Origin of the sequence: Rathayibacter sp. AY1F9 (assembly GCF_002932155.1) — a bacterium.
Lineage (GTDB): Bacteria > Actinomycetota > Actinomycetes > Actinomycetales > Microbacteriaceae > Rathayibacter.
Map to the genome: position 1 here is coordinate 46,339 of NZ_PSVA01000006.1, position 24,449 is coordinate 70,787.

Below are 24,449 nucleotides of genomic sequence, written 5' to 3' on the forward strand. Positions count from 1 at the left end.
CCCCGGCCGTCACCCCGATCCGGCAACGCAGGAGGAGTTCTTTCGTGCGGTTCGTCTTCGCCATCATCGCCACCGTCATCGCTGCCGCGATGATCGTGCTCGGCATCGGTCAGCGGACGGTCTGGGCTCCTCCGGAGTCCCTCACCGCCGAGACCGCGCTCGACTCCTCCGCTCCCTACGCGGTGATCGACGGCAGCACCCTGGGCGCCAACCCGGGACGCCAGACGATCACGGTCGAGGGCAGCGGCGACCTCGTCGTCGCCTACGCCCGGACCTCCGACGTGCTGGGCTGGGTGGGCGGCTCGAGCTACGACGCCATCGGCTACGAGCGCGCCGACGACACCCTCACCTCCGCGGAGGAGACGGGCGAGCGCGTCCAGCTCTCCTCCGACGTCGAGACCGCCGACGCGGCGGTCGTCGATCCGCGCGGCTCCGACCTCTGGCTCGAGGAGTTCGAGGGGAGCGGCAGCGTGACCCTGGCGCTCGACGTGCCGGAGGACGTCTCCATCCTCATCGCGAGCGACGGCACCGCGCCGGCAGCCGACTCCGTGCGCGTCAGCTGGCCCGTGGACACCGCGACGCCCCTCGCCGGTCCGCTGCTGCTCGGAGGAGCCGTGTTCCTCCTCCTCGGCCTCGTCCTCTACATCTGGGCCTTCGTCCACCTGCGCCGCCAGCACGGCCCGCGCCGGAAGGGACCGCAGGGTCGGATCCCCCGCGGTGCCCGCCGCCCCCGGCCGCGTGCCGGGATCCAGGCCTCCACGGCGTCGCCGGCGCCCTCGCGCCGCCGGGCCGCCCTGGTGCTGCCCGTCGTCCTCGGGACGACGGTCCTCCTCTCCGGCTGCAGCTCCGACTACTGGCCGGATCTCGCCGCGGGCGCGAGCGAGGCGCCGACCGCGTCCGCCACGGCGACCGCGGGGGCAGAGCCGGTCTCGGCCGAGCCGACCCCCGTGGTCACCACGCAGCAGGCGGAGGCCGTCGTCGCCGAGGTCGCCGATGTCGCGTCGCGCGCCGACGCCGCCCGGGACGCCGGGATCCTCGCCGAGCGCTTCCAGGGCGAGGCGCTCACCGAGCGCACCACCAACTACGACGTCGTCGCCAAGGGCGGGACGATCGACCCGCCGCAGACGATCCCGGCCTCCCCGGTGAGCCTGGTGCTCCCGCAGGACACGGAGTCGTGGCCGCGCCTGGTGACCGCCGTCGTGCAGAACTCGACGGACTCCACCCAGGCCCCGATCGCGCTGATGATGAGCCAGGCGAGCCCGCGCGTCGACTACAAGGTCGACTACGCCATCTCGCTCGAGGCCAACGCGCGCATCCCCGACGTCGCGCCCGTCACCGTCGGCACGTCGATCGTGGCGCCCGACTCGCGCCTGATGAAGCTCGCCCCGCAGACCGTCGGCTCCGCGTACGCGGACGTGCTCGCCAACGGCGACTCGAGCCAGTACGCCGAGCTCTTCGCGGCCGACGGCGACACCCTCCGGGGGCAGGTCGGCGTCGACAAGAAGAACGCCGACCGCGAGGCGCTGCCGGACACCGCCTCGATCGAGTTCTCGAACGCCGCCGGCACGTCGCCGACGATCGCGCTCGCGACGAACGACTCGGGGGCCCTCGTCGCGGCGAGCATCGCCGAGACGTCGACCGTCCGCCCCACTGCCGAGGGCTCGACCGTCTCGACCTCCGGCGCCTCGCAGACCCTGCTGGGCACGGACAAGTCGACGACCGGCATCGAGACCACCTACGGATACCAACTGCTGTTCTACGTACCGCCCGTCGGATCGGAGGAGAAGATCGTGATGCTCGGATGGAGCCAGGGACTCGTCTCGGTGGTGCAGCTGCCGTGAGCACCGTCCCGCCCCTGCCCGGAAACCTCCGCGGCGCCGTCGACCTCTCGTCGCTGGTGAACCGCCGCACCCCGCCCGCCGCCTCCGCCGGCGCCCCGGCCGCGCCCGCCGCTCCCGGAGGCGCGCCCGGCGCGAATCCGCTGCTGCTGACCGCCGGCGACGCCGAGTTCGACCAGGTGGTCCAGCTCTCGTCGCGCGTGCCGGTGATCGTCGACCTGCGCGGCTCCTGGTCGGACCAGAGCCAGAGCATGACCGCGCTGCTCGAGAAGGTCGTCGTCTCGTACGCCGGCGCGTTCGTGCTCGTCGGGGTCGACGTGGAGTCGAGCCCGCAGCTGGCGCAGGCGTTCCAGGTGCAGTCCGTGCCGACGGTCGCCGCGATCATCGGCGGCCGCCCGGTGCCCCTGTTCAGCGGCCTCGTCGCCGAGGAGCAGCTGCGCGACCTGCTCGAGCAGGTCCTCCAGCTCGCCGCTCAGAACGGTGTGACGGGCACGGTGCCGGTGGAGGGAGCCGCTCCCGCCGAGGGCGCGGAGCCCGAGACGGAGCCGCTGCCGCCGCACCACCAGGAGGCCTACGACGCGATCGACCGGGGCGACTACGCCGCGGCGATCACCGAGTACGAGACCGCCATCGCGCAGAACCCGCGCGACGACCTCGCGGTCGCCGGTCTCGCGCAGGTGCGGCTGCTGGCCCGCCTCCAGGGCCGCACGCTCGACGACATCCGCTCGACCGCCGCAGCCGAGCCGTCGAACCTCGACGCGCAGCTCGCCGTCGCCGACCTGGACGTCTCTGGCGGCCACGTCGAGGACGCCTTCGACCGGCTGCTCTCGATGTTCCCGCGCCTCGACGCCGAGGGGAAGGCCGCCGTCCGGGCTCGTCTCCTGGAGCTCTTCGAGATCGTCGGTCAGACCGACCCGCGCGTCAACAAGGCTCGGGCCCGGCTCACCGGCCTGCTCTACTGACGCCGACCGGAACGCCGAGAGGCCGCCCGCTCGCGACGATCGTCGCGGCGGGCGGCCTCTTCCGTGCGGGGACCGATCAGTCGGCAGGTCGCAGGTAGAGCACGGCCAGCGGGGGCAGGACCAGCTCGGCGGAAGCCGGGCGGCCGGCCCACGGCTCCTCGCGAGCCTCGACCGCTCCGAAGTTCCCGACTCCGCTGCCGCCGTAGATCTCGGCGTCCGTGTTGACGAGCTCCTCCCAGCGGCCGGCCGTGGGCAGGCTCACGCGGTAGCCGTGCACGGGCGAGCCCGAGAAGTTGGCGATGACGGCGATCGGGCGACCCTCGCTGTCCTTGCGCAGGAACGAGACGACGTTGGCCGCCGCCGCGCCGCCGTCGATCCACTCGAAGCCCGACTGCTCGTGGTCGAGCTCCCAGAGCGACGGCGAGTCGCGGTACACGCGGTTCAGCTGACCGACGAGGCTCCAGAGACCGCGGTGGCTCGGCTGATCGAGGATCCACCAGTCCAGACCGCGCTCCTCGCTCCACTCGGAGTACTGGCCGAACTCCTGGCCCATGAAGAGGAGCTGCTTGCCGGGGTGCGCCCACATGAAGGCGAGGTAGGCGCGCACGTTCGCGAGCTGCTGCCAGTGGTCGCCCGGCATCTTCTGGATCAGCGAGCCCTTGCCGTGCACGACCTCGTCGTGGCTGATCGGCAGGACGAACTTCTCGCTGAAGGCGTAGACGAACGAGAAGGTGATCTCGCCCAGGTGGTACTGGCGCCACAGCGGATCGTTCGCCATGTAGTCGAGCGAGTCGTGCATCCAGCCCATGTTCCACTTGAGCCCGAAGCCGAGGCCGCCGGAGCTGGTGGGCTGGGTGACGCCGGGCCAGCTCGTCGACTCCTCGGCGATCATCATGATGCCGGGGTGCAGCTTGTAGGCCGTGGCGTTGACCTCCTGGAGGAAGCTGATCGCCTCGAGGTGCTCGCGTCCGCCGTACTGGTTCGGCAGCCACTCGCCCTCCTTGCGGGAGTAGTCGAGGTAGAGCATCGAGGCGACGGCGTCCACCCGCAGGGCGTCGACGTGGAACTCCTCGAGCCAGAACAGGGCGTTCGCGACGAGGAAGTTGCGCACCTGGGTGTGCCCGAAGTCGAAGACGTAGGTGCCCCAGTCCATCTGCTCGCCGCGGCGCCAGTCCGGGTGCTCGTAGAGCGGCTCGCCGTCGAAGCGGGCGAGGGCGAAGTCGTCCTTGGGGAAGTGCCCGGGCACCCAGTCGACGATGACGCCGATGCCGGCCTGGTGCAGACGGTCGATCAGGTACTTGAGGTCGTCGGCCGTGCCGAAGCGGCTCGAGGCGGCGTAGTAGCCGGTGACCTGGTAGCCCCAGGAGCCGCCGAACGGGTGCTCGGCGAGCGGCATGAACTCCACGTGCGTGAAGCCGAGCTCGGTGACGTACTCGATCAGCGGGTCCGCGAGGTCGCGGTAGCCCAGTCCCGGACGCCAGGAGCCGAGGTGCATCTCGTAGACGCTGAGCGGCTGCGTGTGCGGATCGACCGAGGCTCGCTTCTCCATCCAGCCGGAGTCGCCCCACTGGTGGTGCGAGACGGGGACCTTCGAGGCGGTCGCAGGCGGCACCTCCGTGGCGCGGGCCATCGGGTCGGCCTTGCGGACCCAGTGGCCGTCGCGCGAGAGCAGGTCGAACTTGTAGGAGGCTCCGGGCTCGACGCCCGGGACGAAGATCTCCCAGACCCCGGTCGTCCCGAGGTTGCGGAGGGAGTGGCCCTCGCCGTTCCAGTCGTTGAAGTCGCCGACGACCCGAGCGGCCTGGGCGTGCGGGGCCCAGACGGCGAAGCTCGTGCCCCAGACCCCCTCGTGCTCGCGGTGGCGGGCACCGAGCGCCTCCCAGAGGCGCTCGTGGCGGCCCTCGCCGATGAGGTAGAGGTCGAAGTCACCGACCGTCTTCGAGAAGCGGTAGGGGTCCTCCGCGGTCCACTCGCCGCCGCCGCCGTAGCGGGCCTCGACGGTGTACGCCTGCGGACCGAGGACGTGGAAGCCCTGCCAGATCCCGTCGCTGAGGTGGCTGAGCTCGACGCGGGCGCCGGTGGCGAGCACCACGGCGACCTTCTCGGCGAGCGGGCGGCGCACGCGGACGACCGTCACCGGGTCGGAGACGCCGGGGGCCGCGACGAGGTGCTGGCCCAGGACGTCGTGGGGGAGCGCGTTGCTGCCGGTGGCGAGCTGCTGCAGCACCCACTCGGGGATGTCGGGCAGCGCGATCGCAGCGGTGCCGTCGACGGGGCCCGAAGCGGATGCGGGGTCCGCGGTCGTCTCGACGGGAGCGGCGCTGTCCGCTGCGACGGAATCGGCGGCGTCCGTGTCGTCGGGCAGGTCGCCCTCGGCCCCGCTGCCGACCGGAGCGGACTCCGCGGCGTCGGCGTCGCGCTCGACGGTCACGGCGTCGTCGCCCGCGACCGGCTGAGGCGCCTCCGGGACCGTCTCGACCGCGTAGCTGCGCGCGTTCTCGCCGTCCGCTCCGGGGTGCTGTCGTGCGTCGGACGCCGCGTCGGCGACGTGCGCGCCGTGGCCGGAGGTGGTCGCCGAGCTGGTGCCCGTCGTGGGGACCGTCTCGGCGTGCGCGCCGAGGCCCGCCTCCTCGGCCGGGCTCGTGCCCTCGGGGGTGGTTCCGCTCATCGCTCGTCCGCCTTCACGCTCAGGATGTGCACGGGCTCGACGAACGAGTCGAGCCGCACGTAGTCGTCGCTGCCCCAGGTCCAGACGGCGCCGGTGATCAGGTCCTCGACCTCGAAGGTCGCGCTCCAGTCGAGCCCGATCGCGGGCAGGTCGAGGTGGACCGTGGTCTCGCGGGCCGAGTGCGGGTCGGTGTTGACGACGACGATGATCGTGTCGTCGGTCCCGGTGCCCGTGAACGCGGCCTGCAGGTGCTTGGAGTAGACGAGGATCGCGTCGTCGTCGCTGCCGTGCACGTGCAGGTTCCGCAGCTGCCCGAGTGCGGGGTGCGAGCGCCGGATCTCGTTGAGACGCGTGATGTACGGCGCCAGCGAGCGGCCCGACTCCTCGGCGCCGGCCCAGTCGCGCGTCTTGTACTCGTACTTCTCGTTGTCGATGTTCTCCTCGGCGCCGGGGCGAGCGACGTTCTCGACCAGTTCGTAGCCGGCGTAGACCCCCCACAGCGGCGACGCGGTCGCGGCCAGGGCCGCCCGCACCTTGTACGCCGAGCGGCCGCCGTACTGGAGGTACTCGGTGAGGATGTCCGGAGTGTTCACGAAGAGGTTCGGCCGCATGTAGTCGGCCGTCTCGTGGGAGATGCTCGTGAAGAACTCGCCGAGCTCCTCCTTGGTGTTGCGCCAGGTGAAGTACGAGTACGACTGCTGGAAGCCGACCTTGCCGAGCGCGCGCATGATCGCGGGGCGGGTGAACGCCTCCGCGAGGAAGACGACCTCGGGGTGCTCGGCGTTGACCTCGTGGATGATCCACTCCCAGAAGTCGAGCGGCTTCGTGTGGGGGTTGTCGACGCGGAAGATCCGCACGCCCAGGTCGATCCAGTGCCGCAGGACCCGCAGCGACTCCTGACGGATGCCCTCGGGGTCGTTGTCGAAGTTGATCGGGTAGATGTCCTGGTACTTCTTCGGCGGGTTCTCGGCGTAGGCGATCGAGCCGTCGGGGAGCGTCGTGAACCACTCGGGGTGGCTGGTGACCCAGGGATGGTCGGGCGAGGCCTGCAGGGCGAAGTCGAGGGCGAGCTCGAGGCCCGCGGCCTCGACCGCGGCGTGGAAGGCGCGGAAGTCGTCCTCGGTGCCGAGGTCCGGGTGGATCGCGTCGTGGCCGCCCTCGGCCGAGCCGATCGCCCACGGCGAGCCGGGGTCGTTCTCGCCGGCGTCGAGCGTGTTGTTCGGGCCCTTGCGGAAGGAGCGGCCGATGGGGTGGATCGGCGGCAGGTAGAGCACGTCGAAGCCCATCGCGGCCACAGCGGGGAGGCGGTCGATCGCGGTGCGGAAGGATCCGCTGGTCACGGTCCCGTCCTCGTGGCGCACGGCGCCCTCGGATCGGGGGAAGAACTCGTACCAGGCGCCGACGCCGGCGCGGGTGCGCTCGACGTGGACGGTGCGCGGCTCCGAGACGCTGGTGAGGCTCATCACCGGGCGGGCGTCGAGCGCGCCGTGGACGGCGGGATCGGTCGCCGCGGCGAGGCGCTCCTCGGCGCTCAGCGTGGTGTCACCGACGCGGGCGGCGGTGTCGGAGAGCAGGCCGCGCTCGCCCTCGGGCCGCAAGGAGTCGTCGGCGCCGCTGCGCAGCAGGCCCTCGCCGATGGCGAAGGTGACGTCGATGTCCAGGCCGGCCGGGATCTTGACCTCGGCCGTGTGGAGCCAGGTCGCCCAGTCGTCGGCGTAGGCGCGGATGCGGTAGCTCCAATCGCCCTCCTCGTCGAGGGCCACGAGGCGCCCGTAGCGGTCGGTGCCGGTCGCGAGGAGCGACATGCGGTGCTCCGACTCGGCCCCGGACGGCGAGCGCAGCAGGAGGTCGACGCCGATGAGGTCGTGCCCCTCGCGGAAGGCCGTGGCGGCGAAGGGGACGACCTCGCCGACGAACGCCTTCGCGGGCCAGCGGTCGTCCTCGAGCCGCGGCTGCGGGTCGATGATCGGCAGTCGCTCGGCCCGGACGCGGTAGCCGCTCCCGGTCGTCGCGGTCGCCGTCGACGCGTCGGGTGCGTCCGCGGTCACCGGGGCGGCCGGAGCACTGTCGGCCGCGGGGGGAGCAGGAGTCGCCTCGGGAGCGGCGGCGGGCGCCGGAGCGGCCGTCTCGGGAGGCGCCGACGCCTCCTGGGGTGCGCGTCCGCGACCCGCTCGCCGTGCGTCCTTGCCGTTCTGAGCCTTGCCGAAAGGTATCTGAGCCACGTCACGACAGTAGCGACCGGCGGCGGCTCGCACACGACGGTTGCGCCCGCGCTCGGGCCTGTGCAAACGGACCCGGGGAGCGCGTGCCGGAGGGTCGCGGCGGGTCCGCGTCCCGCCGATCCGCGGTGGTCGGGGTCCGCTAGGGTGACCGAGCGCGACCGCCCCGGTGCTCCGCGACCGGGCGCTCCGGGGTCCGCAGAGAGTCGAGGGGTGCCGTGAAGGCGATCCGCCGCTTCATCGTCCGCTCCGTCCTCCCGCCCGAGCTCTCGGCTCTGGGCGATCTGGCGGGCAATCTGCGCTGGGCCTGGCACGAGCCCGCCCGGCGCTTGTTCGAGCGGGTCGATGCGGAGCTGTGGCGGAGCGGGGGAGCGGACCCCACCGCCCTGCTCGGAGCGGTGAGCCCCGAGCGCCTCGCCGAGCTGGCGGGGGACCAGGGCTTCGTCGACGAGGCGTGGCGCCTCCGCGACGAGCTGGAGCGCTACCGCACCGAGCCGCGGTGGTACCAGTCGCTGCCGGAGTCCGCCCCGCGCTCGATCGCCTACTTCTCGCCGGAGTTCGGGATCGCGGCGGCGCTGCCCCAGTACTCCGGCGGACTCGGCATCCTCGCCGGCGACCACCTGAAGGCCTCCTCGGACCTGGGCGTGCCGCTCACCGGCGTGGGCCTCTTCTACCGGTCGGGCTACTTCTCGCAGAAGCTCTCCGCCGACGGCTGGCAGCTCGAGTCCTACCCCTCGCTCGATCCCGACGGGCTGCCGCTGCGCGTCGTCCGTCTCGCCGACGGCTCGCCCGCCCGCATCGTGCTGGCGCTCCCCGAGGGACGCGCGCTCTACGCCCGGGTCTGGCGCGCGGAGGTCGGCCGGGTGACCCTCCTCCTGCTCGACACCGACATCCCCGAGAACGAGGACTCGCTCCGTTCCGTCACCGACCGCCTCTACGGCGGCGGGGGCGAGCACCGCCTGCTGCAGGAGCTGCTGCTGGGCATCGGCGGGGTCCGCGCGCTCGAGCTCTGGGCCGAGGTCTCGGGCGGCGTCCTCCCGGAGGTGTTCCACACCAACGAGGGGCACGCCGGCTTCCAGGGGCTCGAGCGCATCTCCGGCCTGATCGGCGCGGGCCTGGACTTCGACCAGGCTCTCCAGGTGGTGCGGGCGAGCACGGTCTTCACCACGCACACTCCGGTGCCGGCGGGCATCGACCGCTTCGACCGCGGGATGATCGAGGAGTACTTCTCCACGGAGCTGCTCCCGGGCGTGCAGGTCGAGGACGTGCTCGCGCTGGGCGCCGAGCCGGGGGACTCCGGGACGGCGTTCAACATGGCGTACATGGGCCTGCGGCTCGCGCAGCGCTCCAACGGCGTCTCGACGTTGCACGGCGAGGTCAGCCGCTCGATGTTCTCGAGCCTCTGGCCCGGCTTCGAGACGGCGGAGGTGCCGATCGGCTCGGTGACGAACGGCGTCCACGCGGCCACGTGGACCGATCCGATCCTCCGGCGGCTCGCGGAGGAGCGGCTCGGCACCGACGACACGACGCGGGCCGACTGGGCCTCGGGCGCGCTCGGCGACACCGAGCTGTGGGCCGCGCGCCGGGCGATGCGGGAGCAGCTGGTGCGGGACGCCCGCCGCCGGGCCGCCCGCTCCTGGCGCGAGCAGAACCCGGGCGGCCTCCCGCCGGCCTGGCTGGACGAGCTGCTGGACCCGGACGTGCTCACCATCGGCTTCGCGCGGCGGGTGCCGACCTACAAGCGGCTGACCCTGATGCTCCACGACCCCGAGCGTCTGCGCGCGCTGCTCACCCACCCGCAGCACCCGATCCAGATCGTCATCGCGGGCAAGTCGCACCCGGCCGACGAGGAGGGGAAGCGCCTGATCCAGCGGCTCGTCCGCTTCGCGCAGGAGCCGGACGTGCGCCGCAGGATCGTCTTCCTGCCGGACTACGACATCGCGATGGCGCAGCTGCTCTACCCGGGCACCGACGTCTGGCTCAACAATCCGCTGCGCCCGCTCGAGGCGTGCGGCACCTCCGGGATGAAGGCGGCGCTCAACGGCTCGCTCAACCTCTCGATCCTCGACGGCTGGTGGAACGAGTACTTCGACGGCGAGAACGGCTGGGCGATCCCCTCCTCCGACCGCGCGCTCGACCCGGAGGCCCGCGACACGCTCGAGGCCGAGGCGCTCTACGAGCTGCTCGAGACCGAGGTCGTGCCGCGCTACTACGAGCGCGATCACGACGGAGTGCCCCGTCGGTGGGTGCGGTCGATCCGGCACACCCTCGCGACCCTCTCGCCCGAGGTCTCCGCCGAGCGGATGGTGCGCCAGTACGTCGAGGCGCTCTACTCGCCGGCCGCCGAGGCAGGGCGCGCGGTCGCCGCCGACCACTTCGAGCCGGCCAAGGAGCTGGCGAGCTGGAAGCGGCGGGTCCGCGCCGGCTGGCCCGGGGTCGCGGTCGCGTCCGTCGAGTCCGGCGGGATCGACGCGGTGCCCCAGCGCGGGGACCGGCTCGCCGTGCGGGCGGGCGTGCGCCTGGGGGAGCTCTCGCCGGCGGACGTCTCGGTCGAGGTCGTCTACGGGACGACGTCCGCTGACGGCTCGCTCACCGAGGTCCGCCACCACGAGCTCGAGGTGGTCGAGGAGTCGGGTGCCGTGGTGCCCGCCGACGCGGTCGGGCGCGTGCCCTACGCCGGAGTGGTCACCCTCGACCGCAGCGGCTCCTTCGGCTACACCGTCCGCGTCGTGCCGCGGCATCCCCTCCTGGCCCGCTCCGCCGAGCTGGGCCTGGCCGCCGCCGCCGGCTGACCCCGCCCGGTCCCTCTCCGCGAGATGCCGCTCCGGTGCGCCTTCCTCGGCGCCTCGCGGACCGGAGTGGGATCTCGCGGGAGGAGGACGGCGCACGGAGCGAAACGGCGCCCGGAGGAGGACGGCGGGGGAGCAGGGGTCAGCGCGCGATGTCGGCGAGGAGGGCGGCCGTCGCGGCGACGAGGTCGGCGGGGGCGAGCTCGATGTCGAAGCCCCGGCGCCCGCCCGAGACGAGCACCGTGTCGTGGAGCTCGACGGTCTCGTCGATCACGGTGCGGTGCCGCGTCCTCTGCCCGAGCGGCGAGATGCCGCCGAGCACGTAGCCGGTCCGGCGCTGGGCCAGCACGGGGTCGGCCATCGCCGCCCGCCTGCCTCCGACCGCGGCCGCGAGCTCCTTCAGCCCGAGCGAGCCGGTGACGGGCACGACGCCCACCACGAGCTCGCCGTCGACGTCGACCATCAGGGTCTTGAACACGCGCTCCGGCTCGACGCCGAGCGCCTCGGCCGCCTCGAGCCCGTAGCGCGTCGTGGCCGGGTCGTGCCGGTACTGGCGGGGAGTGAAGGGGACGCCCGCCGCCGTCAGCGCGACGGTCGCCGGGGTCCCCGGCCCGCTCCTCGCCATCAGGCGTCCTGCTCGGCCGCCGGCCCGTGCGCGGCGAAGAGCTGCATCGAGGTGCCGGCCACGCGGATGACCTGCCCCGGCTCGAACGACTCGCCGTGCTCCAGCGGCTCCGGCTCCTCGCTGTTCCACAGGCGCGTGTAGCCGGTGACCCCCTCGCCGTCGGCGAGCACCACCGTGGTGTCCTGCTCGACGCCGTGCACCACCAGCAGGACACGGTCCGGCTCGCCCTCGACCGGCGTCGAGGCCGCGAGGTACTGCAGCGTCCGGTTGGCGGCGGAGGTCCAGTCGTGCTCGCTCATCCCGCGCCCGTGGGCGTCGAACCACGTCATGGTCGTGGCGCCCGGCTCGCTCGCGTCGCCGCTGCCGTAGCGGGAGGGACGCAGCGCCGGGTGCTCACGCCGCAGGCGCAGCAGGGTGCGCGTGTGCGCGCGGAGCGCGAGCTGCCAGTCGGCCAGGCCCTCCCAGCGCACCCAGGTCAGGTCCGAGTCCTGGCAGTAGGCGTTGTTGTTGCCGCGCTGGCTGCGCCCGGTCTCGTCGCCCGCCGTGATCATCGGCACGCCGGCCGACAGCAGCAGGGTGCCGAGGAGGTTCCGTATCGCCTTGCGCCGCGCCAGCGTGATCCGCTCGTCGGTGGTGGGGCCCTCGAAGCCGTGGTTGAAGGAGCGGTTGGTGTCGGCTCCGTCGCGGTTCGACTCGCCGTTGCCGATGTTGTGCTTGACGTTGTACGAGACCAGGTCCGCCAGCGTGAAGCCGTCGTGCGCGGTGACGAAGTTGACCGACGCGAGGGGGCCCCGCTCCGCCGAGAAGGTGTTGGAGGAGCCCGAGAGCCGGGTCGCGAAGCCGCCGATGCCGACGGGGGCCGTGCCGGCGCGGCGGGCGTAGTCGATGTCCGAGAGCCAGAAGTTGCGGGCGCGGTCGCGGTAGCGGTCGTTCCACTCCGACCACCCGGCCGGGAAGTTCCCGGTCTGCCAGCCGCCCATTCCCACGTCCCAGGGCTCGGCGATCATCTTCACGCCGGCCAGCGCCGGATCCTCGACCGCGGCCCGCAGCAGCGGGTGGTCGCTCCGGAAGTGCGCGATCTCGTCCCGGCCGAGGGTCGCGGCCAGGTCGAGCCGGAAGCCGTCGATCCCGACCTCGCCCGACCAGTAGCGCATCGAGTCCAACGCGAGGCGCTGCGCCGCGGGCCGGCCGAAGTCGATCGTGTTCCCGCAGCCGGTGACGTCCACGTAGTGGCCCTCGGGCGTCTGGCGGTACCAGCCGGCGTCGTCGATCCCGCGCAGGCTCGACATCGGCCCGCCCGGCCCCTCCTCGGCGGTGTGGTTGTAGACCACGTCCAGGATCACCTCGAGGCCGGCCTCGTGCAGGAGCTTCACCATCCCCTTGAACTCGCGGAGCACCGCGGTCGGTCCGCCGCGCTGCGCGGTGGAGGAGGCGTACGAGGCGTGCGGGGCGAAGAAGTTCAGCGTGTTGTAGCCCCAGTAGTTGGTCAGCCCTTGCCGCAGCAGGCGCTGCTCCGACACGAACGCGTGCACGGGCAGCAGCTCGACCGCCGTCACGCCCAGATCGAGCAGCGCCGAGACCGTCGACTCGTGCGCCAGGCCGGCGTAGGTGCCGCGCAGCTCCACGGGCAGCGCCGGGTTCAGCCGGGTCAGCCCCTTCACATGCGCCTCGTAGATCACGGTGCGGTCCATCGGGGTGCCGGGCCGGGGGGAGGAGCCCCAGTCGAACGCGTCGTCCACGACGACCGAGCGCCACTCGTTCTCCGCCACCCGGTGCAGGCCGCGGGAGTACGGCTCCAGCAGGGCCCGGCGGGGGTCGAAGCGGTGCCGGGGGCCCGTCGGCCCGTCGACGCGCAGGGCGTAGCGGCGGCCGGGGGCCAGCAGATCGGAGCGCGCGGACCAGACCGCGGCGTCGTCGCGCGCCAGCGGGACCGTGCGGGTCACCCAGGTCGGGTCCTTCTCGTCGTACAGCAGCAGATCGACGGCGCTCGCGCTCTCGGACCAGACCCGCAGCTCACCGCCCTGATCGTCCACGGTCACGCCGAGCCGGGCCAGGGGATCGTGAGAGGTCATGCGACTTACAGTAGTGACGGGCACCGGCTCCCTCCGTGCCCCCGACGCGGGACGAAGGGCTGCTGTGATCTACCTCGACCACGCCGCGACCACCCCGCTGCGCGCCTCGGCGCTCGCCGCGTTCGCGGAGGCGTCCGCCCACGGCGGCAATCCCTCCTCCGTCCACGGCTCCGGCCAGGAGGCGCGCCGCCGGCTGGAGGACGCCCGGTCGGCGCTCGCCGGGGTGCTCGGCTGCGAGCCGATCGAGGTGATCCTCACCGCCGGCGGCACCGAGGCGGTCAACCTCGGGATCAAGGGCCTCTACTGGCAGCGCCGGAGCGAGGACCCGGCTCGCGTCCGGGTCCTGGTCGCCGAGGGGGAGCACCACGCGACGCTCGACTCGGCCGCCTGGCTCGCCGAGCACGAGGGCGCCGTCCTCGAGTGGCTGCCTCTCGACGACGAGGGCACCCTGCGGCCGGAGGCGCTCGCCGCGGCGCTGGAGGAGGACCCCGGCTCGGTCGCCCTGGTCACGGTGCTCTGGGTCAACAACGAGATCGGGACGATCAACCCGATCGCCGAGCTGGCGGCCGCGTGCGCCCGCGCCGGCGTCCCCCTCCACGTCGACGCGGTCGCCGCCCTCGGACACGTGCCGCTGCGGATCGCCGAGATCCGCCGCGCCTCCGGCTCCGGGCGCGGCGCGGGACTGGCCGCCGTCAGCGTCTCGGGTCACAAGGTCGGCGGGCCGATCGCGACCGGTGCGCTCGTGCTCGCTCGCGACGCCCGCGTGGTCCCGGTGCTGCACGGAGGCGGACAGCAGCGGGGCGTCCGCTCCGGCACCCAGGACGTGCCCGGCGCCGCGGCCTTCGCCGCCGCCGCGGTCGAGGCGGACGCCGAGCTGTCGGCGGAGGCGCGGCGCCTTGCCGCCCTGCGCGACCGGCTCGTCGCGGGCGTCCTCGCCGCCGTGCCGGGGGCGACCCTGACCGGGCCCGCCCTCGACTCCGGACGCCGGGTCGCCAACAACGCGCACCTCGCCTTCCCCGGTGCGCAGGGCGACTCCCTCCTTTTCCTCCTCGACACCGCGGGCGTCTCCGTCTCGACCGGGTCCGCCTGCACGGCGGGGATCCCGGAGCCCTCGCACGTGGTCCTCGCGCTCGGGCGGAGCGAGGAGGAGGCCCGCGGGGTGCTCCGGATGACGCTCGGCCACACCTCGACCGACGCGGACGTCGACGCCCTCCTGGCCGCGCTGCCCGCCGCCTACGCCCGCGCCGCCCGAGCCGGACTCTCGAGCCGCGCGGTGCTGCCCGCCTGAACCCCTGCCGGCCGCGCCCGCGGGAAACGTAGACTCGCACGGTGAAGGTTCTGGCGGCGATGAGCGGTGGAGTGGACTCGGCGGTGGCCGCGGCCCGCGCGGTGGAGGCGGGGCACGATGTGGTGGGCGTGCACCTCGCCCTGAGCAGGATGCCCGGCACGCTGCGCACCGGCAGCCGGGGGTGCTGCACGATCGAGGACTCGATGGACGCGCAGCGCGCCGCGAACGTCCTCGGCATCCCGTACTACGTGTGGGACTTCTCCGAACGGTTCAAGCTGGACGTCGTCGACGACTTCGTCGCCGAGTACTCGGTGGGCCGCACCCCGAACCCCTGCATGCGCTGCAACGAGCGGATCAAGTTCGCCGCCCTGCTCGAGAAGGCTCTCGACCTCGGCTTCGACGCGGTCTGCACCGGCCACTACGCCTCCCTCCGCACCGCTGCCGACGGCTCCCCGGAGCTCCACCGCGCGAGCGACGAGGCGAAGGACCAGTCCTACGTCCTCGGCGTGCTGACGGAGCAGCAGCTGCGGCACTCGATGTTCCCGCTCGGCTCCACGCCGTCCAAGGCGATCGTGCGCGCGGAGGCGGCGGAGCGGGGCCTCAGCGTCGCGAGCAAGCCCGACAGCTACGACATCTGCTTCATCCCCGACGGCGACACCCGCGGCTGGCTCGCCGAGCGCGTCGCCCCCGAGACCGGAGCGGTCGTCGATCGGGACGGCGCGGTGGTCGGCTCCCACGAGGGCGCTCACGGGTACACGGTGGGCCAGCGCCGGGGCCTGCACCTCGGCGTCCCCGCGCCCGACGGTCGGCCGCGCTTCGTCCTGGAGGTGCGGCCGGTGAGCAACGAGGTCGTGGTCGGTCCGCGCGAGGCGCTGCGCATCGGCGAGATCGCCGGCGAGCGGTTCACCTGGGCGGGCGCCGCTCCCGAGGACGCGGACGCGCCCTTCCGCTGCGACGTCCAGATCCGCGCCCACGCCGACCCGGTCCCCGCCTCCGCGGTGGTGTCGCACGTCGATGGCAGGGTGGAGCTCGTGATCACTCCGGACTCGCCGCTCGACGGCGTCGCCCCCGGCCAGACGGCCGTCGTCTACCTCGGCACCCGCGTGCTGGGCCAGTGCACGATCGACCGCACGGTCGCGGCCGACGCCGCGGTGCTCCGGTGAGCGCCGTCGAGCCCGCCGCCCGCGTCGAGGAGCTGCGGGCGCGGATCCGGTCGGCGAGCGACGACTACTACGCGGCCGACTCCTCGCCGCTGTCCGACGCCGAGTACGACGCCCTGGTGCGCGAGCTGGCCGCGCTCGAGGCCGAGCACCCCGAGCTCGCCGCCGAGGACTCGCCGACGCGGACCGTCGGCGGGATCGTCGGAGCGGGCCTCGCCCCGATCGACCACGCCGAGCGGATGCTCTCCCTCGACAACGTGTTCTCGGCCGAGGAGCTGCGCGAGTGGTGCGAGAAGACGGTGGCCTCGGCCGACCGCCCCGTCGCCTGGCTCACGGAGCTCAAGATCGACGGGCTCGCGATCTCACTCCACTACGAGGACGGCCGCCTCGTCACGGCGGCGACCCGCGGTGACGGCCGCACCGGCGAGGACGTCACCGTCAACGCCCTCCGCGTCGCGGGCATCCCCGAGCGCCTCTCCGGCGAGGGCCACCCGGCACTCGTCGAGGTCCGCGGCGAGGTCTTCATCCCCGTGGCCGCCTTCGCCGAGCTGAACGCCCTCCAGGAGACGCTGCGCGACGAGGCGGTCGAGGAGGCGCGGACCCGCTGGTCGTCCCGCCCGCCCGCCACCCGAGGCGTCTTCGAGGAGGAGAAGGCGCGCACGAGCGCACTGCGGCGCTTCCCGACCTTCGCCAACCCGCGGAACGCGGCGAGCGGCGGCCTCCGCCAGCAGCTCGACAAGAAGTCGGGTCTCGACCTGCGCGCCGGCGAGGCGCGCGTCGGCTCCCTCGCGCTCTACGTGCACGGCATCGGCGCCTGGCCGGACCCGCCTGTCGCGACCCAGTCCGAGGTCTACGGGCTCCTCTCCTCCTGGGGACTGCCGGTCAGCGGCCACAACCGCGTCTCGGCCTCGGTGGAGGAGGTGCTCGCCTTCGTCGGGCGCTACGGCCGCGAGCGGCACTCGGTCGAGCACGAGATCGACGGCGTGGTCGTGAAGGTGGACGAGCTCGAGCTGCACGACGAGCTCGGCGCCACCAGCCGGGCGCCGCGCTGGGCGATCGCCTACAAGTACCCGCCCGAGGAGGTCCACACGAAGCTCCTCGACATCGTCGTGAGCGTCGGGCGCACCGGCCGCGCGACGCCGTTCGCCCAGATGACCAAGGTGAAGGTCGCGGGGTCCGAGGTGCGCCAGGCCACGCTGCACAACGCCGACGTGGTCAAGGCCAAGGGCGTGCTCATCGGCGACACGGTCGTGCTGCGGAAGGCCGGGGACGTCATCCCCGAGGTGCTCGGCCCGGTGGTGGAGCTCCGCGACGGCTCCGAGCGCGAGTTCGTGATGCCGACGCAGTGCCCCGAGTGCGGCACCACGCTCGCTCCGGCCAAGGAGGGCGACGTCGACCTGCGCTGCCCCAACGCGGAGTCCTGCCCCGCGCAGGTCCGCGGACGCGTCGAGCACATCGGCAGCCGCGGCGCGCTCGACATCGAGGCGCTCGGCGAGGTCAGCGCCGCCGCCCTGACCCAGCCCCTGGTGCCCGCCGAGCCGCCGCTGCGGACCGAGGCCGGCCTGTTCGAGCTCACGGTGGCCGATCTCTTCCCGATCGAGGTCGTCGTCCGCGACTCCGAGACGGGTCTGCAGAAGCTCGACGCGAAGGGCGATCCGAAGGTCGTCACGCCCTTCAAGCGCAAGCGGCAGCTCGCCAAGGACGGCGCCTTCGACCCGGAGGCGGGAGCCTTCGCGGGGGACGCGGCCTCCGTGCCCTCCACCAACGCCCTCCGGCTGATCGAGAACATCGAGCGGGCGAAGACCAAGGAGCTGTGGCGTCTGCTGGTCTCGCTCAGCATCCGGCACGTCGGCCCGGTCGCCGCGCGCGCGCTGGCGGGCTACTTCGGCTCGCTCGACGCGATCCGCGGGGCGAGCCGCGACGAGCTCGCCGCGGTCGACGGGGTGGGCGGGATCATCGCCGACGCCCTGATCGCCTGGTTCGAGGTCGACTGGCACGTCGAGATCGTCGACCGCTGGGCCGCGGCCGGAGTGCGCTTCGCCACGCCCGGCCACCCCGGTCCCGGTGCCGCGGACGCCGCCGGCGGGGTGCTCGCGGGTCTCACGGTCGTGGCGACCGGCAGCCTGGAGGGGTACTCCCGCGAGGGGGCGCAGGAGGCCATCCTCGCGGCCGGCGGCAAGGCCGGCTCGAGCGTCTCCAAGAAGACCGACTACGTCGCCGCCGGTCCCGGCGCCGGCAGCAAGCTCGGCAAGGCCGATGCCCTGGGGCTCCGGATCATCACCGCGGCCGAGTTCCACCTCCTGGTGACGGAGGGACCGGACGCGATCGCGCTGCCGGAGGAGGCGTCCGCCGACGCTCCGGAGGAGGCCGCTGCCGGCCCGGACGGGGACGTCGCCGGCGCATCGCGCTCCGACGCCTCGCCGGAGGACGACGCCGTGCCGGAGACCGACGCCGTCCCGGACGCGGCCGCCCCGAGCACGGAGGAGCCGACCGGGCCCGATGCCTGACGCGGGCGGCGGGGAGCGGCGTGCGTTCCTGCGCCGGTCCCTCGCCGACGCAGCGTCGCTCGCGCTCGACGCCGCGGCTCGGCCCACCGCCGCCGAGCGCCGGACCGCCGAGGCGCTGGGCCGGATCGACCACCTGGTCGTGCTCTCCTTCGCCGGCCGCAGCCGCGACCAGGTCCTCGGCGCGCTCGACGATCGGGACGGCCCGGTGTTCACCGGTGATACGGACGCCGTGATGACCGCGCCCGGCCCGGACGATCCTCCGGGCGCGCGCTTCGCCCCCGAGATGCTGCCGGTGCACGCGCTCCTCGCCACGGCCTTCGCGCGGGCCGACCACTGGCGCGCCGACGGCCGCGATCCGCTGCCGGCGGCCCTGCACGCGGCCCGGGAGACCGGCACCGGCTGGGCTCTCGCGGTCGACGAGCGGCAGGGCGTCTCGACCACGCTCCTCGCCGATCCGGAGTGGCCCCACCGCGATCCTGGCGCCGCCGGCTCCCGCGGCGGGCGCCTCCTTCCCGTCGACGCGCTGGCCGCCGAGGCCGCTGCCGGCTCCCTGCCTCCGCTCGTCCTGGTCGAGCCGCGGTCCCTCGTCGATCCGGCCGACTTCGCCGACGCCGCAGCCGCCGGCACCGATCGATCCGCTGATGCGCGCCTCGCGGAGCAGCTGCTGCACGTCGTGTTCGACGCCGTCCGCGACGGGGAGCGGGCGGGGCGGCGGATGCTGCTCCTCGTCACCGCGCGGGGGAGCGCAGGGCGGCCCGGCACGGTGCCGGCGCTCGTGCTCGCCTCGGCCGTCCCCTCGGGTGCACGGATCGGCGTGCCGCTCGGTCCGGAGACTCCCGCGCAGCTCGTCCGCGCCCGGGCGGGCGTGCGCCGAGCGCTCGTCGATCCGCAGGTCCGAGAGCTGGCCGCACTCCTCAGCGGTCCCGACCGCCCCCTCGCGCGCTGGCCCCGCACGGCGCCGGCGTTCGCGCCGCCCGCGCCGGTCGGGCGGCGCCTCCGCGACGCGGCCCGCCGCGCGCACGTCGACCCCGAGCCGGAGGCCGGACTGCTCGCCCGCGTTCGAGCCGCCGTCCCGGGCGCGTCGCTACACTCCGAGCAGGCGCAGGCGGCGCAGGAGAGGCGGCGGAGATGACCAGCGAGCGGACTCCCTCGGAGCACGACGACGGAGCTCCCCGCTCTCGCTCGCGCCGCCGCTTCCTGGCCGGCACCGCCGCCGCCGGAGTCGGAGCCGGAGCCCTCGCCGGCGGCGCGATCGGCGCGGCCGTCGCCTCCGGCCCCCGCCGCGAGGAGGAGCCGCGACTGCCCGCCCGCACGGAGCCGGGATTCGACCACGTCGTCGTGATCATGTTCGAGAACCGCTCCTTCGACAACGTCCTCGGCCGCCTCTACGGACCGGACGACCTGCCCGCGGGCGAGAGCTTCGAGGGCCTCCTCCCCGAGGAGCGGACCAACACCAGCGCCGGGGGACTGACCGTCGGCACGCACGTCTACGAGGGCGCCACCGACTCCGTGATGCGCCAGCCCGACCCGGACCCGGGCGAGGAGTACCCGCACGTCAACACCCAGCTCTTCGGCACGGTGGATCCGCCCGAGAACGCCGGCCGCACCGTCGGCGCCATGACCACGCCCTTCAACGCGCCTGCCGACGCCTCCGCCCCGACGATGAGCGGCTTCCTCGAGGACTACGTCCAGCACCTGAGGGTGATGAAGAAGGGGCAGGAGCCCACGGCGGAGGAGGCGCGGACGATCATGGGCGGCTTCTCGCCGGAGATGCTGCCCGTCTTCTCCACCCTCGCCCGCGAGTTCGCCGTCTTCGACCAGTGGTTCTGCGCCGTCCCCTCCCAGACCTTCTGCAACAGGTCCTTCCTGCACGCGTCGACCTCGCACGGCTTCGTCACCAACAAGCAGGGCGGCGGCTACGAGAAGTGGCTCGCGGACGACCTGGCCGACGCGCCGACGGTGTTCAACCGCCTCGAGGAGGCGGGGAGGACCTGGCGCGTCTACTTCGACGCGCTGCAGGTGGTCTCCTACACCGGCTTCCTGCACGCGCCGGTGCTCGAGAAGTACTGGAAGACCCACTTCTCGACGATGGACCGCTTCTACGCCGACGTGGAGAACGGCGAGCTGCCCGACTACGCCTTCCTCGAGCCGCGGCTCGTCTTCGACCACAACGACATGCACCCGCCGACCGGGGTCCTGCACGAGGACGAGGTCGACGGCACGCCCGTCTACGACAGCGCGCTGTCCGACGTCCGCGCCGGCGAGCTGCTGCTGCACCAGGTGTACTCGGCGATCCGGGAGAGCGCGAGCACGACCGGCTCGAACGCGGTGAACACGCTCCTGCTGGCGACCTTCGACGAGCACGGCGGCCTCTACGACCACGTCCCCCCGCCGTCGGCGACTCCGCCGGGCGACGGCCGCGAGGGCGAGATGGGCTTCGCCTTCGACCGGCTCGGCTGCCGCGTGCCGGCGATTGCGGTCTCGGCGTACACGAGGGCCGGCACGATCGTGCACGACGAGCTGCACCACGGCGCCGTGATCCGGACCCTCAGCGCCCTGCACGGCCTCGAGCCGCTGACCGCTCGCGACGCCTCCGCCCCGGACCTCTTCGGGGTGCTGACCCTCGACGAGCCGCGGCAGATCGGCGACTGGCCGACCACGGTGCCGCAGTACCTGCCGCCGAACCCCGAGGCGGCACCGGCGCATCCGGCGCACGTGAACCGCGACAAGCCGCTGAGCCCGCCCGCCGTCGGCCTGATGGGCCTGCTGCTGGCCCGGTACGGCGAGCCCGGCGAGGACCTGCCGACCACCTACGAGGGCGCGTACAACGCACTCCTGAAGCACGGCGCCAGCCTCTTCGGCGGCTCCTGACGGGCGGGCGGCACGGGCGGAGGCGGTGCGGGCGCGCCGAGTAGACTGGCGGCCGGAAATCCCCCCGAACCACCAGACGGAGACGCATGTCCGAGATCACGGCCGACACGGTCGCCCATCTGGCCCAGCTGGCCAGGATCGACCTCACTTCCGACGAGATCGGGAGCCTCACCAGGGAGCTCGGCCAGATCGTCGACTCCGTGCGCGCGGTCCAGGCCGTCGCCACGCCCGAGGTGCCGGCGACCAGCCACCCGATCCCGCTCGAGAACGTCTTCCGACCCGACGTGGTCGGCGAGACCCTCACGCTCGAGCAGGCGCTCTCCGGCGCGCCCGAGCACGACGGCAGCCGCTTCCAGGTCTCCGCGATCCTGGGGGAGGAGCAGTGAGTGCGCACGGCGACGAGCTCGTCCGCCTCAGCGCGTCCGCCCTCTCCGAGAAGCTGGCCGACGGCTCGGTCTCCTCGGTCGAGGCCACCCGCGCCCACCTCGAGCGCATCGACGCGGTCGACGGAGCGGTCCACGCCTTCCTCCACGTCGCGCGCGAGGGCGCGGTCGCGTCCGCCGAGGCGATCGACCGCCGGCGCGCCGACGGCGAGTCGCTGCACCCCCTCGCCGGAGTGCCTCTCGCGGTCAAGGACGTCATCGTCACGAACGACATGCCGACCACGAGCGGCTCCCGCATCCTCGAGGGCTGGCGCCCGCCCTACGACGCGACCGTCATGCGCAAGGTCCGCGAGGCCGGGCTGGTCCCGATCGGCAAGACCAACATGGACGAGTTCGCGATGGGCTCGACCACCGAGCGCAGCGCCTACGGCCCCACCCACAACCCGTGGGACCTCGACCGCATCCCCGGCGGCTCCGGCGGCGGGTCCGCCGCGGCCGTCGCGAGCTACGAGGCGCCCCTGGCCCTCGGCTCCGACACCGGGGGATCGATCCGTCAGCCCGCGCACGTGACCGGCACCGTCGGCGTGAAGCCGACCTACGGCGGCGTGTCCCGCTACGGAGCGATCGCGCTCGCCTCGAGCCTCGACCAGATCGGCCCCGTCTCCCGGACGGTCCTCGACTCCGCGCTGCTGCACGACGTCATCGCGGGCCACGACCCGCGCGACTCGACGTCGCTGCGCGACTCCTGGCCCTCCTTCGCCGACGCGGTGCGCCGCGCCGACGTGACGGGCCTCCGGATCGGCGTGGTCAAGGAGCTCGACGGCGGCGAGGGCTTCCAGCCCGGCGTGCTGGCGCGCTTCCACGAGGCGCTCGAGATCCTGCAGGGCGCCGGAGCCGAGGTCGTCGAGGTGAGCCTCCCGAGCGTCGAGCACGCGGTCGCCGCCTACTACCTGATCCTCCCCGCGGAGGCCTCCAGCAACCTCGCCAAGTTCGACTCGGTCCGGTTCGGCCTCCGCGTCACGCCGGAGGGCGGCGGCACGGTCGAGCAGGTCATGTCCGCGACCCGCGAGCAGGGCTTCGGCCCCGAGGTCAAGCGCCGGATCATCCTCGGCACCTACGCCCTTTCGGCCGGCTACTACGACGCCTACTACGGCAGCGCGCAGAAGGTCCGGACCCTGGTGCAGCGGGACTTCGACGCGGCCTTCGCGGACGTCGACGTGATCGCCTCGCCGACGGCACCGACGACCGCCTACCGCCTCGGCGAGAAGCTCGACGACCCGCTGGCGATGTACCGCGGCGACGTCGCGACCATCCCGGCGAACCTGGCCGGCATCCCCGGCATCTCCGTCCCCGCCGGCCTCGCCGACGAGGACGGGCTGCCCGTCGGCATCCAGTTCCTCGCTCCCGCCCGGGAGGACGTGCGCCTCTACACCGTGGGCGCCGCGCTCGAGGCTCTGCTCGAGGAGAAGTGGGGCCGCCCGCTCCTCGCGCAGGCCCCCGACCTGACCCACTCCGTGCTCTCCGCGACCGAGGAAGGTGCCGTCTGATGGCCTCCGCGCACACGTCCGCTCCCGAGCTGATGGACTACGACGAGGTCTTCGAGACCTTCGAGCCGGTGCTCGGCTTCGAGGTGCACGTCGAGCTCAACACGAAGACCAAGATGTTCTCGGACGCGCCGAACGAGTTCGGGTCCGAGCCCAACACGAACGTGACCCCGGTCGACCTCGGCCTCCCGGGCTCGCTGCCGGTCGTGAACGAGCAGGCCGTCCGCTACTCGATCAGCCTCGGCCTCGCCCTGGGCTGCTCGATCGCCCCGTCCAGCCGCTTCGCGCGCAAGAACTACTTCTATCCGGACCTGGCGAAGAACTACCAGATCTCGCAGTTCGACGAGCCGATCGCCTTCGAGGGCTCGGTCGAGATCGAGCTGGCCGACGGCTCGCTCGTGCAGATCCCGATCGAGCGCGCGCACATGGAGGAGGACGCCGGCAAGCTCACGCACGTCGGCGGCGCCACCGGCCGCATCCAGGGCGCCGAGTACTCGCTCGTGGACTACAACCGCGCGGGGGTCCCGCTCGTGGAGATCGTCACGAAGCCCATCTACGGCGCGGGGAAGAGCGCGCCCGAGTACGCGAAGGCCTACGTCGCGACGATCCGCGACATCGTGCTGGCGCTCGGCATCTCGGACGCCAAGATGGAGCGCGGCAACCTGCGCTGCGACGCGAACGTCTCGCTCCGCCCGATCGGCCAGGAGAAGCTCGGAACCCGCACCGAGACCAAGAACGTCAACTCGCTCCGCTCGGTCGAGCGCGCCGTCCGCTACGAGATCCAGCGCCAGGCGGCGATCCTCGCCGCGGGCGGCACGATCACGCAGGAGACGCGCCACTGGCACGAGGACACCGGCCGCACCTCCGCGGGCCGGCCCAAGAGCGACGCCGACGACTACCGCTACTTCCCGGAGCCCGACCTGCTCCCGGTCAAGCCGAGCCCCGAGCTGATCGAGGAGCTGCGCGCCGCGCTCCCCGAGAAGCCCGCCGACCGCCGTCGCCGCCTCAAGCAGGAGTGGGGCTTCACCGACCTCGAGTTCCAGGACGTCGCCAACAGCGGCCTGCTGGTCGAGATCACCGAGACCGTCTCCGCGGGAGCCGCTCCGCAGGCGGCCCGCAAGTGGTGGACCGGGGAGATCGCGCGCCTCGCGAACGCGGCGGGCGAGGACCCGGCCTCCCTGGTCACTCCGGCGCAGGTCGCCGAGCTCGCCGGTCTGATCGAGAGCGGCACGCTGACCGACCGCCTCGCCCGCGAGGTCCTCCAGGGCGTCATCGCCGGGGAGGGCACCCCGCAGGAGGTCGTCGACGCCCGTGGACTCGCGGTCGTCTCGGACGACGGAGCGCTCATCGAGGCGATCGACGCGGCACTGGCCTCGCAGCCCGACGTGCTCGCGAAGATCCGCGACGGCAAGGTGCAGGCTGCCGGTGCCGTGATCGGTGCCGTGATGAAGGCCATGAAGGGGCAGGCCGACGCCGCCCGCGTCCGCGAGCTCGTCCTGGAGCGCGCGGCCGGCTGAGCCGGT

The 24,449-nt window shown here is 73.4% G+C and carries 15 protein-coding genes; 11 read left to right on the forward strand and 4 right to left on the reverse strand.

The genetic code is table 11. From position 1 onward, the window contains the following. Positions 1 to 44 precede the first annotated feature (44 nt). Both C5C37_RS05920 and C5C37_RS05925 read left to right on the forward strand, forming a co-directional pair. Positions 45 to 1,841, forward strand: a complete 1,797-nt coding sequence (locus C5C37_RS05920) for a hypothetical protein (protein ID WP_104338633.1) — start codon at positions 45 to 47, stop codon at positions 1,839 to 1,841. Beyond that, positions 1,838 to 2,800, forward strand: coding sequence for a tetratricopeptide repeat protein (locus tag C5C37_RS05925; protein WP_104338634.1), 963 nt, complete (start codon positions 1,838 to 1,840; stop codon positions 2,798 to 2,800). The genes C5C37_RS05920 and C5C37_RS05925 overlap by 4 nt, the downstream gene beginning before the upstream one ends. A gap of 76 nt (positions 2,801 to 2,876) precedes the next feature. On the opposite strand, the gene glgB is transcribed toward C5C37_RS05925, so the two are convergent. Both glgB and C5C37_RS05935 read right to left on the reverse strand, forming a co-directional pair. Then, positions 2,877 to 5,468, reverse strand: a complete 2,592-nt coding sequence (glgB, locus tag C5C37_RS05930) for a 1,4-alpha-glucan branching protein GlgB (protein ID WP_104338635.1) — start codon at positions 5,466 to 5,468, stop codon at positions 2,877 to 2,879. Beyond that, complete coding sequence (locus C5C37_RS05935) at positions 5,465 to 7,435, reverse strand: alpha-1,4-glucan--maltose-1-phosphate maltosyltransferase (RefSeq protein WP_258065892.1); 1,971 nt, start codon at positions 7,433 to 7,435, stop codon at positions 5,465 to 5,467. Before C5C37_RS05935 ends, glgB begins: the two co-directional genes overlap by 4 nt. Before the next feature lie 470 nt (positions 7,436 to 7,905). On the opposite strand from C5C37_RS05935, the gene glgP reads away from it, so the two are divergent. Beyond that, positions 7,906 to 10,479 (forward strand): alpha-glucan family phosphorylase, encoded by a 2,574-nt coding sequence (gene glgP / locus C5C37_RS05940; protein WP_104333647.1) that lies wholly within the window; start codon positions 7,906 to 7,908, stop codon positions 10,477 to 10,479. Positions 10,480 to 10,618: 139 nt separating this feature from the next. On the opposite strand, the gene ybaK is transcribed toward glgP, so the two are convergent. Continuing rightward, positions 10,619 to 11,101, reverse strand: coding sequence for a Cys-tRNA(Pro) deacylase (ybaK, locus tag C5C37_RS05945; protein ID WP_104226855.1), 483 nt, complete (start codon positions 11,099 to 11,101; stop codon positions 10,619 to 10,621). Next, on the reverse strand, positions 11,101 to 13,173 hold the full coding sequence (glgX, locus tag C5C37_RS05950) for a glycogen debranching protein GlgX (protein WP_104338636.1): 2,073 nt from the start codon (positions 13,171 to 13,173) through the stop codon (positions 11,101 to 11,103). The genes ybaK and glgX overlap by 1 nt, the downstream gene beginning before the upstream one ends. Between glgX and C5C37_RS05955 the strand changes: the two genes are divergently transcribed. From C5C37_RS05955 to gatB, 8 genes are all read left to right on the forward strand, one after another. Next, positions 13,172 to 14,461 carry a cysteine desulfurase family protein gene (locus C5C37_RS05955; protein ID WP_104338637.1) on the forward strand — a complete coding sequence of 430 codons (1,290 nt, stop codon included), beginning with the start codon at positions 13,172 to 13,174 and terminating at the stop codon, positions 14,459 to 14,461. The two genes, glgX and C5C37_RS05955, sit on opposite strands and share 2 nt — an antisense overlap. Before the next feature lie 41 nt (positions 14,462 to 14,502). Continuing rightward, positions 14,503 to 15,624, forward strand: coding sequence for a tRNA 2-thiouridine(34) synthase MnmA (gene mnmA / locus C5C37_RS05960; protein ID WP_181127379.1), 1,122 nt, complete (start codon positions 14,503 to 14,505; stop codon positions 15,622 to 15,624). Beyond that, the gene (gene ligA, locus C5C37_RS05965; protein ID WP_104338638.1) at positions 15,621 to 18,128 is read left to right on the forward strand and encodes an NAD-dependent DNA ligase LigA; all 2,508 of its coding nucleotides are present in this window, start codon (positions 15,621 to 15,623) and stop codon (positions 18,126 to 18,128) included. Before mnmA ends, ligA begins: the two co-directional genes overlap by 4 nt. Next, a complete protein-coding gene (locus tag C5C37_RS05970; protein ID WP_104327706.1) occupies positions 18,121 to 19,260 on the forward strand; it encodes a hypothetical protein in 1,140 nt (379 codons plus the stop codon). The genes ligA and C5C37_RS05970 overlap by 8 nt, the downstream gene beginning before the upstream one ends. Next, positions 19,257 to 20,999: an alkaline phosphatase family protein gene (locus C5C37_RS05975; protein WP_104267263.1), complete on the forward strand. Its 1,743-nt coding sequence runs from the start codon at positions 19,257 to 19,259 to the stop codon at positions 20,997 to 20,999. Before C5C37_RS05970 ends, C5C37_RS05975 begins: the two co-directional genes overlap by 4 nt. Positions 21,000 to 21,085: 86 nt before the next feature. After that, positions 21,086 to 21,385, forward strand: coding sequence for an Asp-tRNA(Asn)/Glu-tRNA(Gln) amidotransferase subunit GatC (gene gatC, locus C5C37_RS05980; RefSeq protein ID WP_104226848.1), 300 nt, complete (start codon positions 21,086 to 21,088; stop codon positions 21,383 to 21,385). Then, positions 21,382 to 22,929 carry an Asp-tRNA(Asn)/Glu-tRNA(Gln) amidotransferase subunit GatA gene (gene gatA, locus C5C37_RS05985; RefSeq protein WP_104247609.1) on the forward strand — a complete coding sequence of 516 codons (1,548 nt, stop codon included), beginning with the start codon at positions 21,382 to 21,384 and terminating at the stop codon, positions 22,927 to 22,929. Before gatC ends, gatA begins: the two co-directional genes overlap by 4 nt. Beyond that, entirely contained in the window at positions 22,929 to 24,443 is a 1,515-nt protein-coding gene (gene gatB / locus C5C37_RS05990) for an Asp-tRNA(Asn)/Glu-tRNA(Gln) amidotransferase subunit GatB (RefSeq protein WP_104247608.1), read from the forward strand. The genes gatA and gatB overlap by 1 nt, the downstream gene beginning before the upstream one ends. The last annotated feature ends 6 nt before the right edge of the window (positions 24,444 to 24,449 follow it).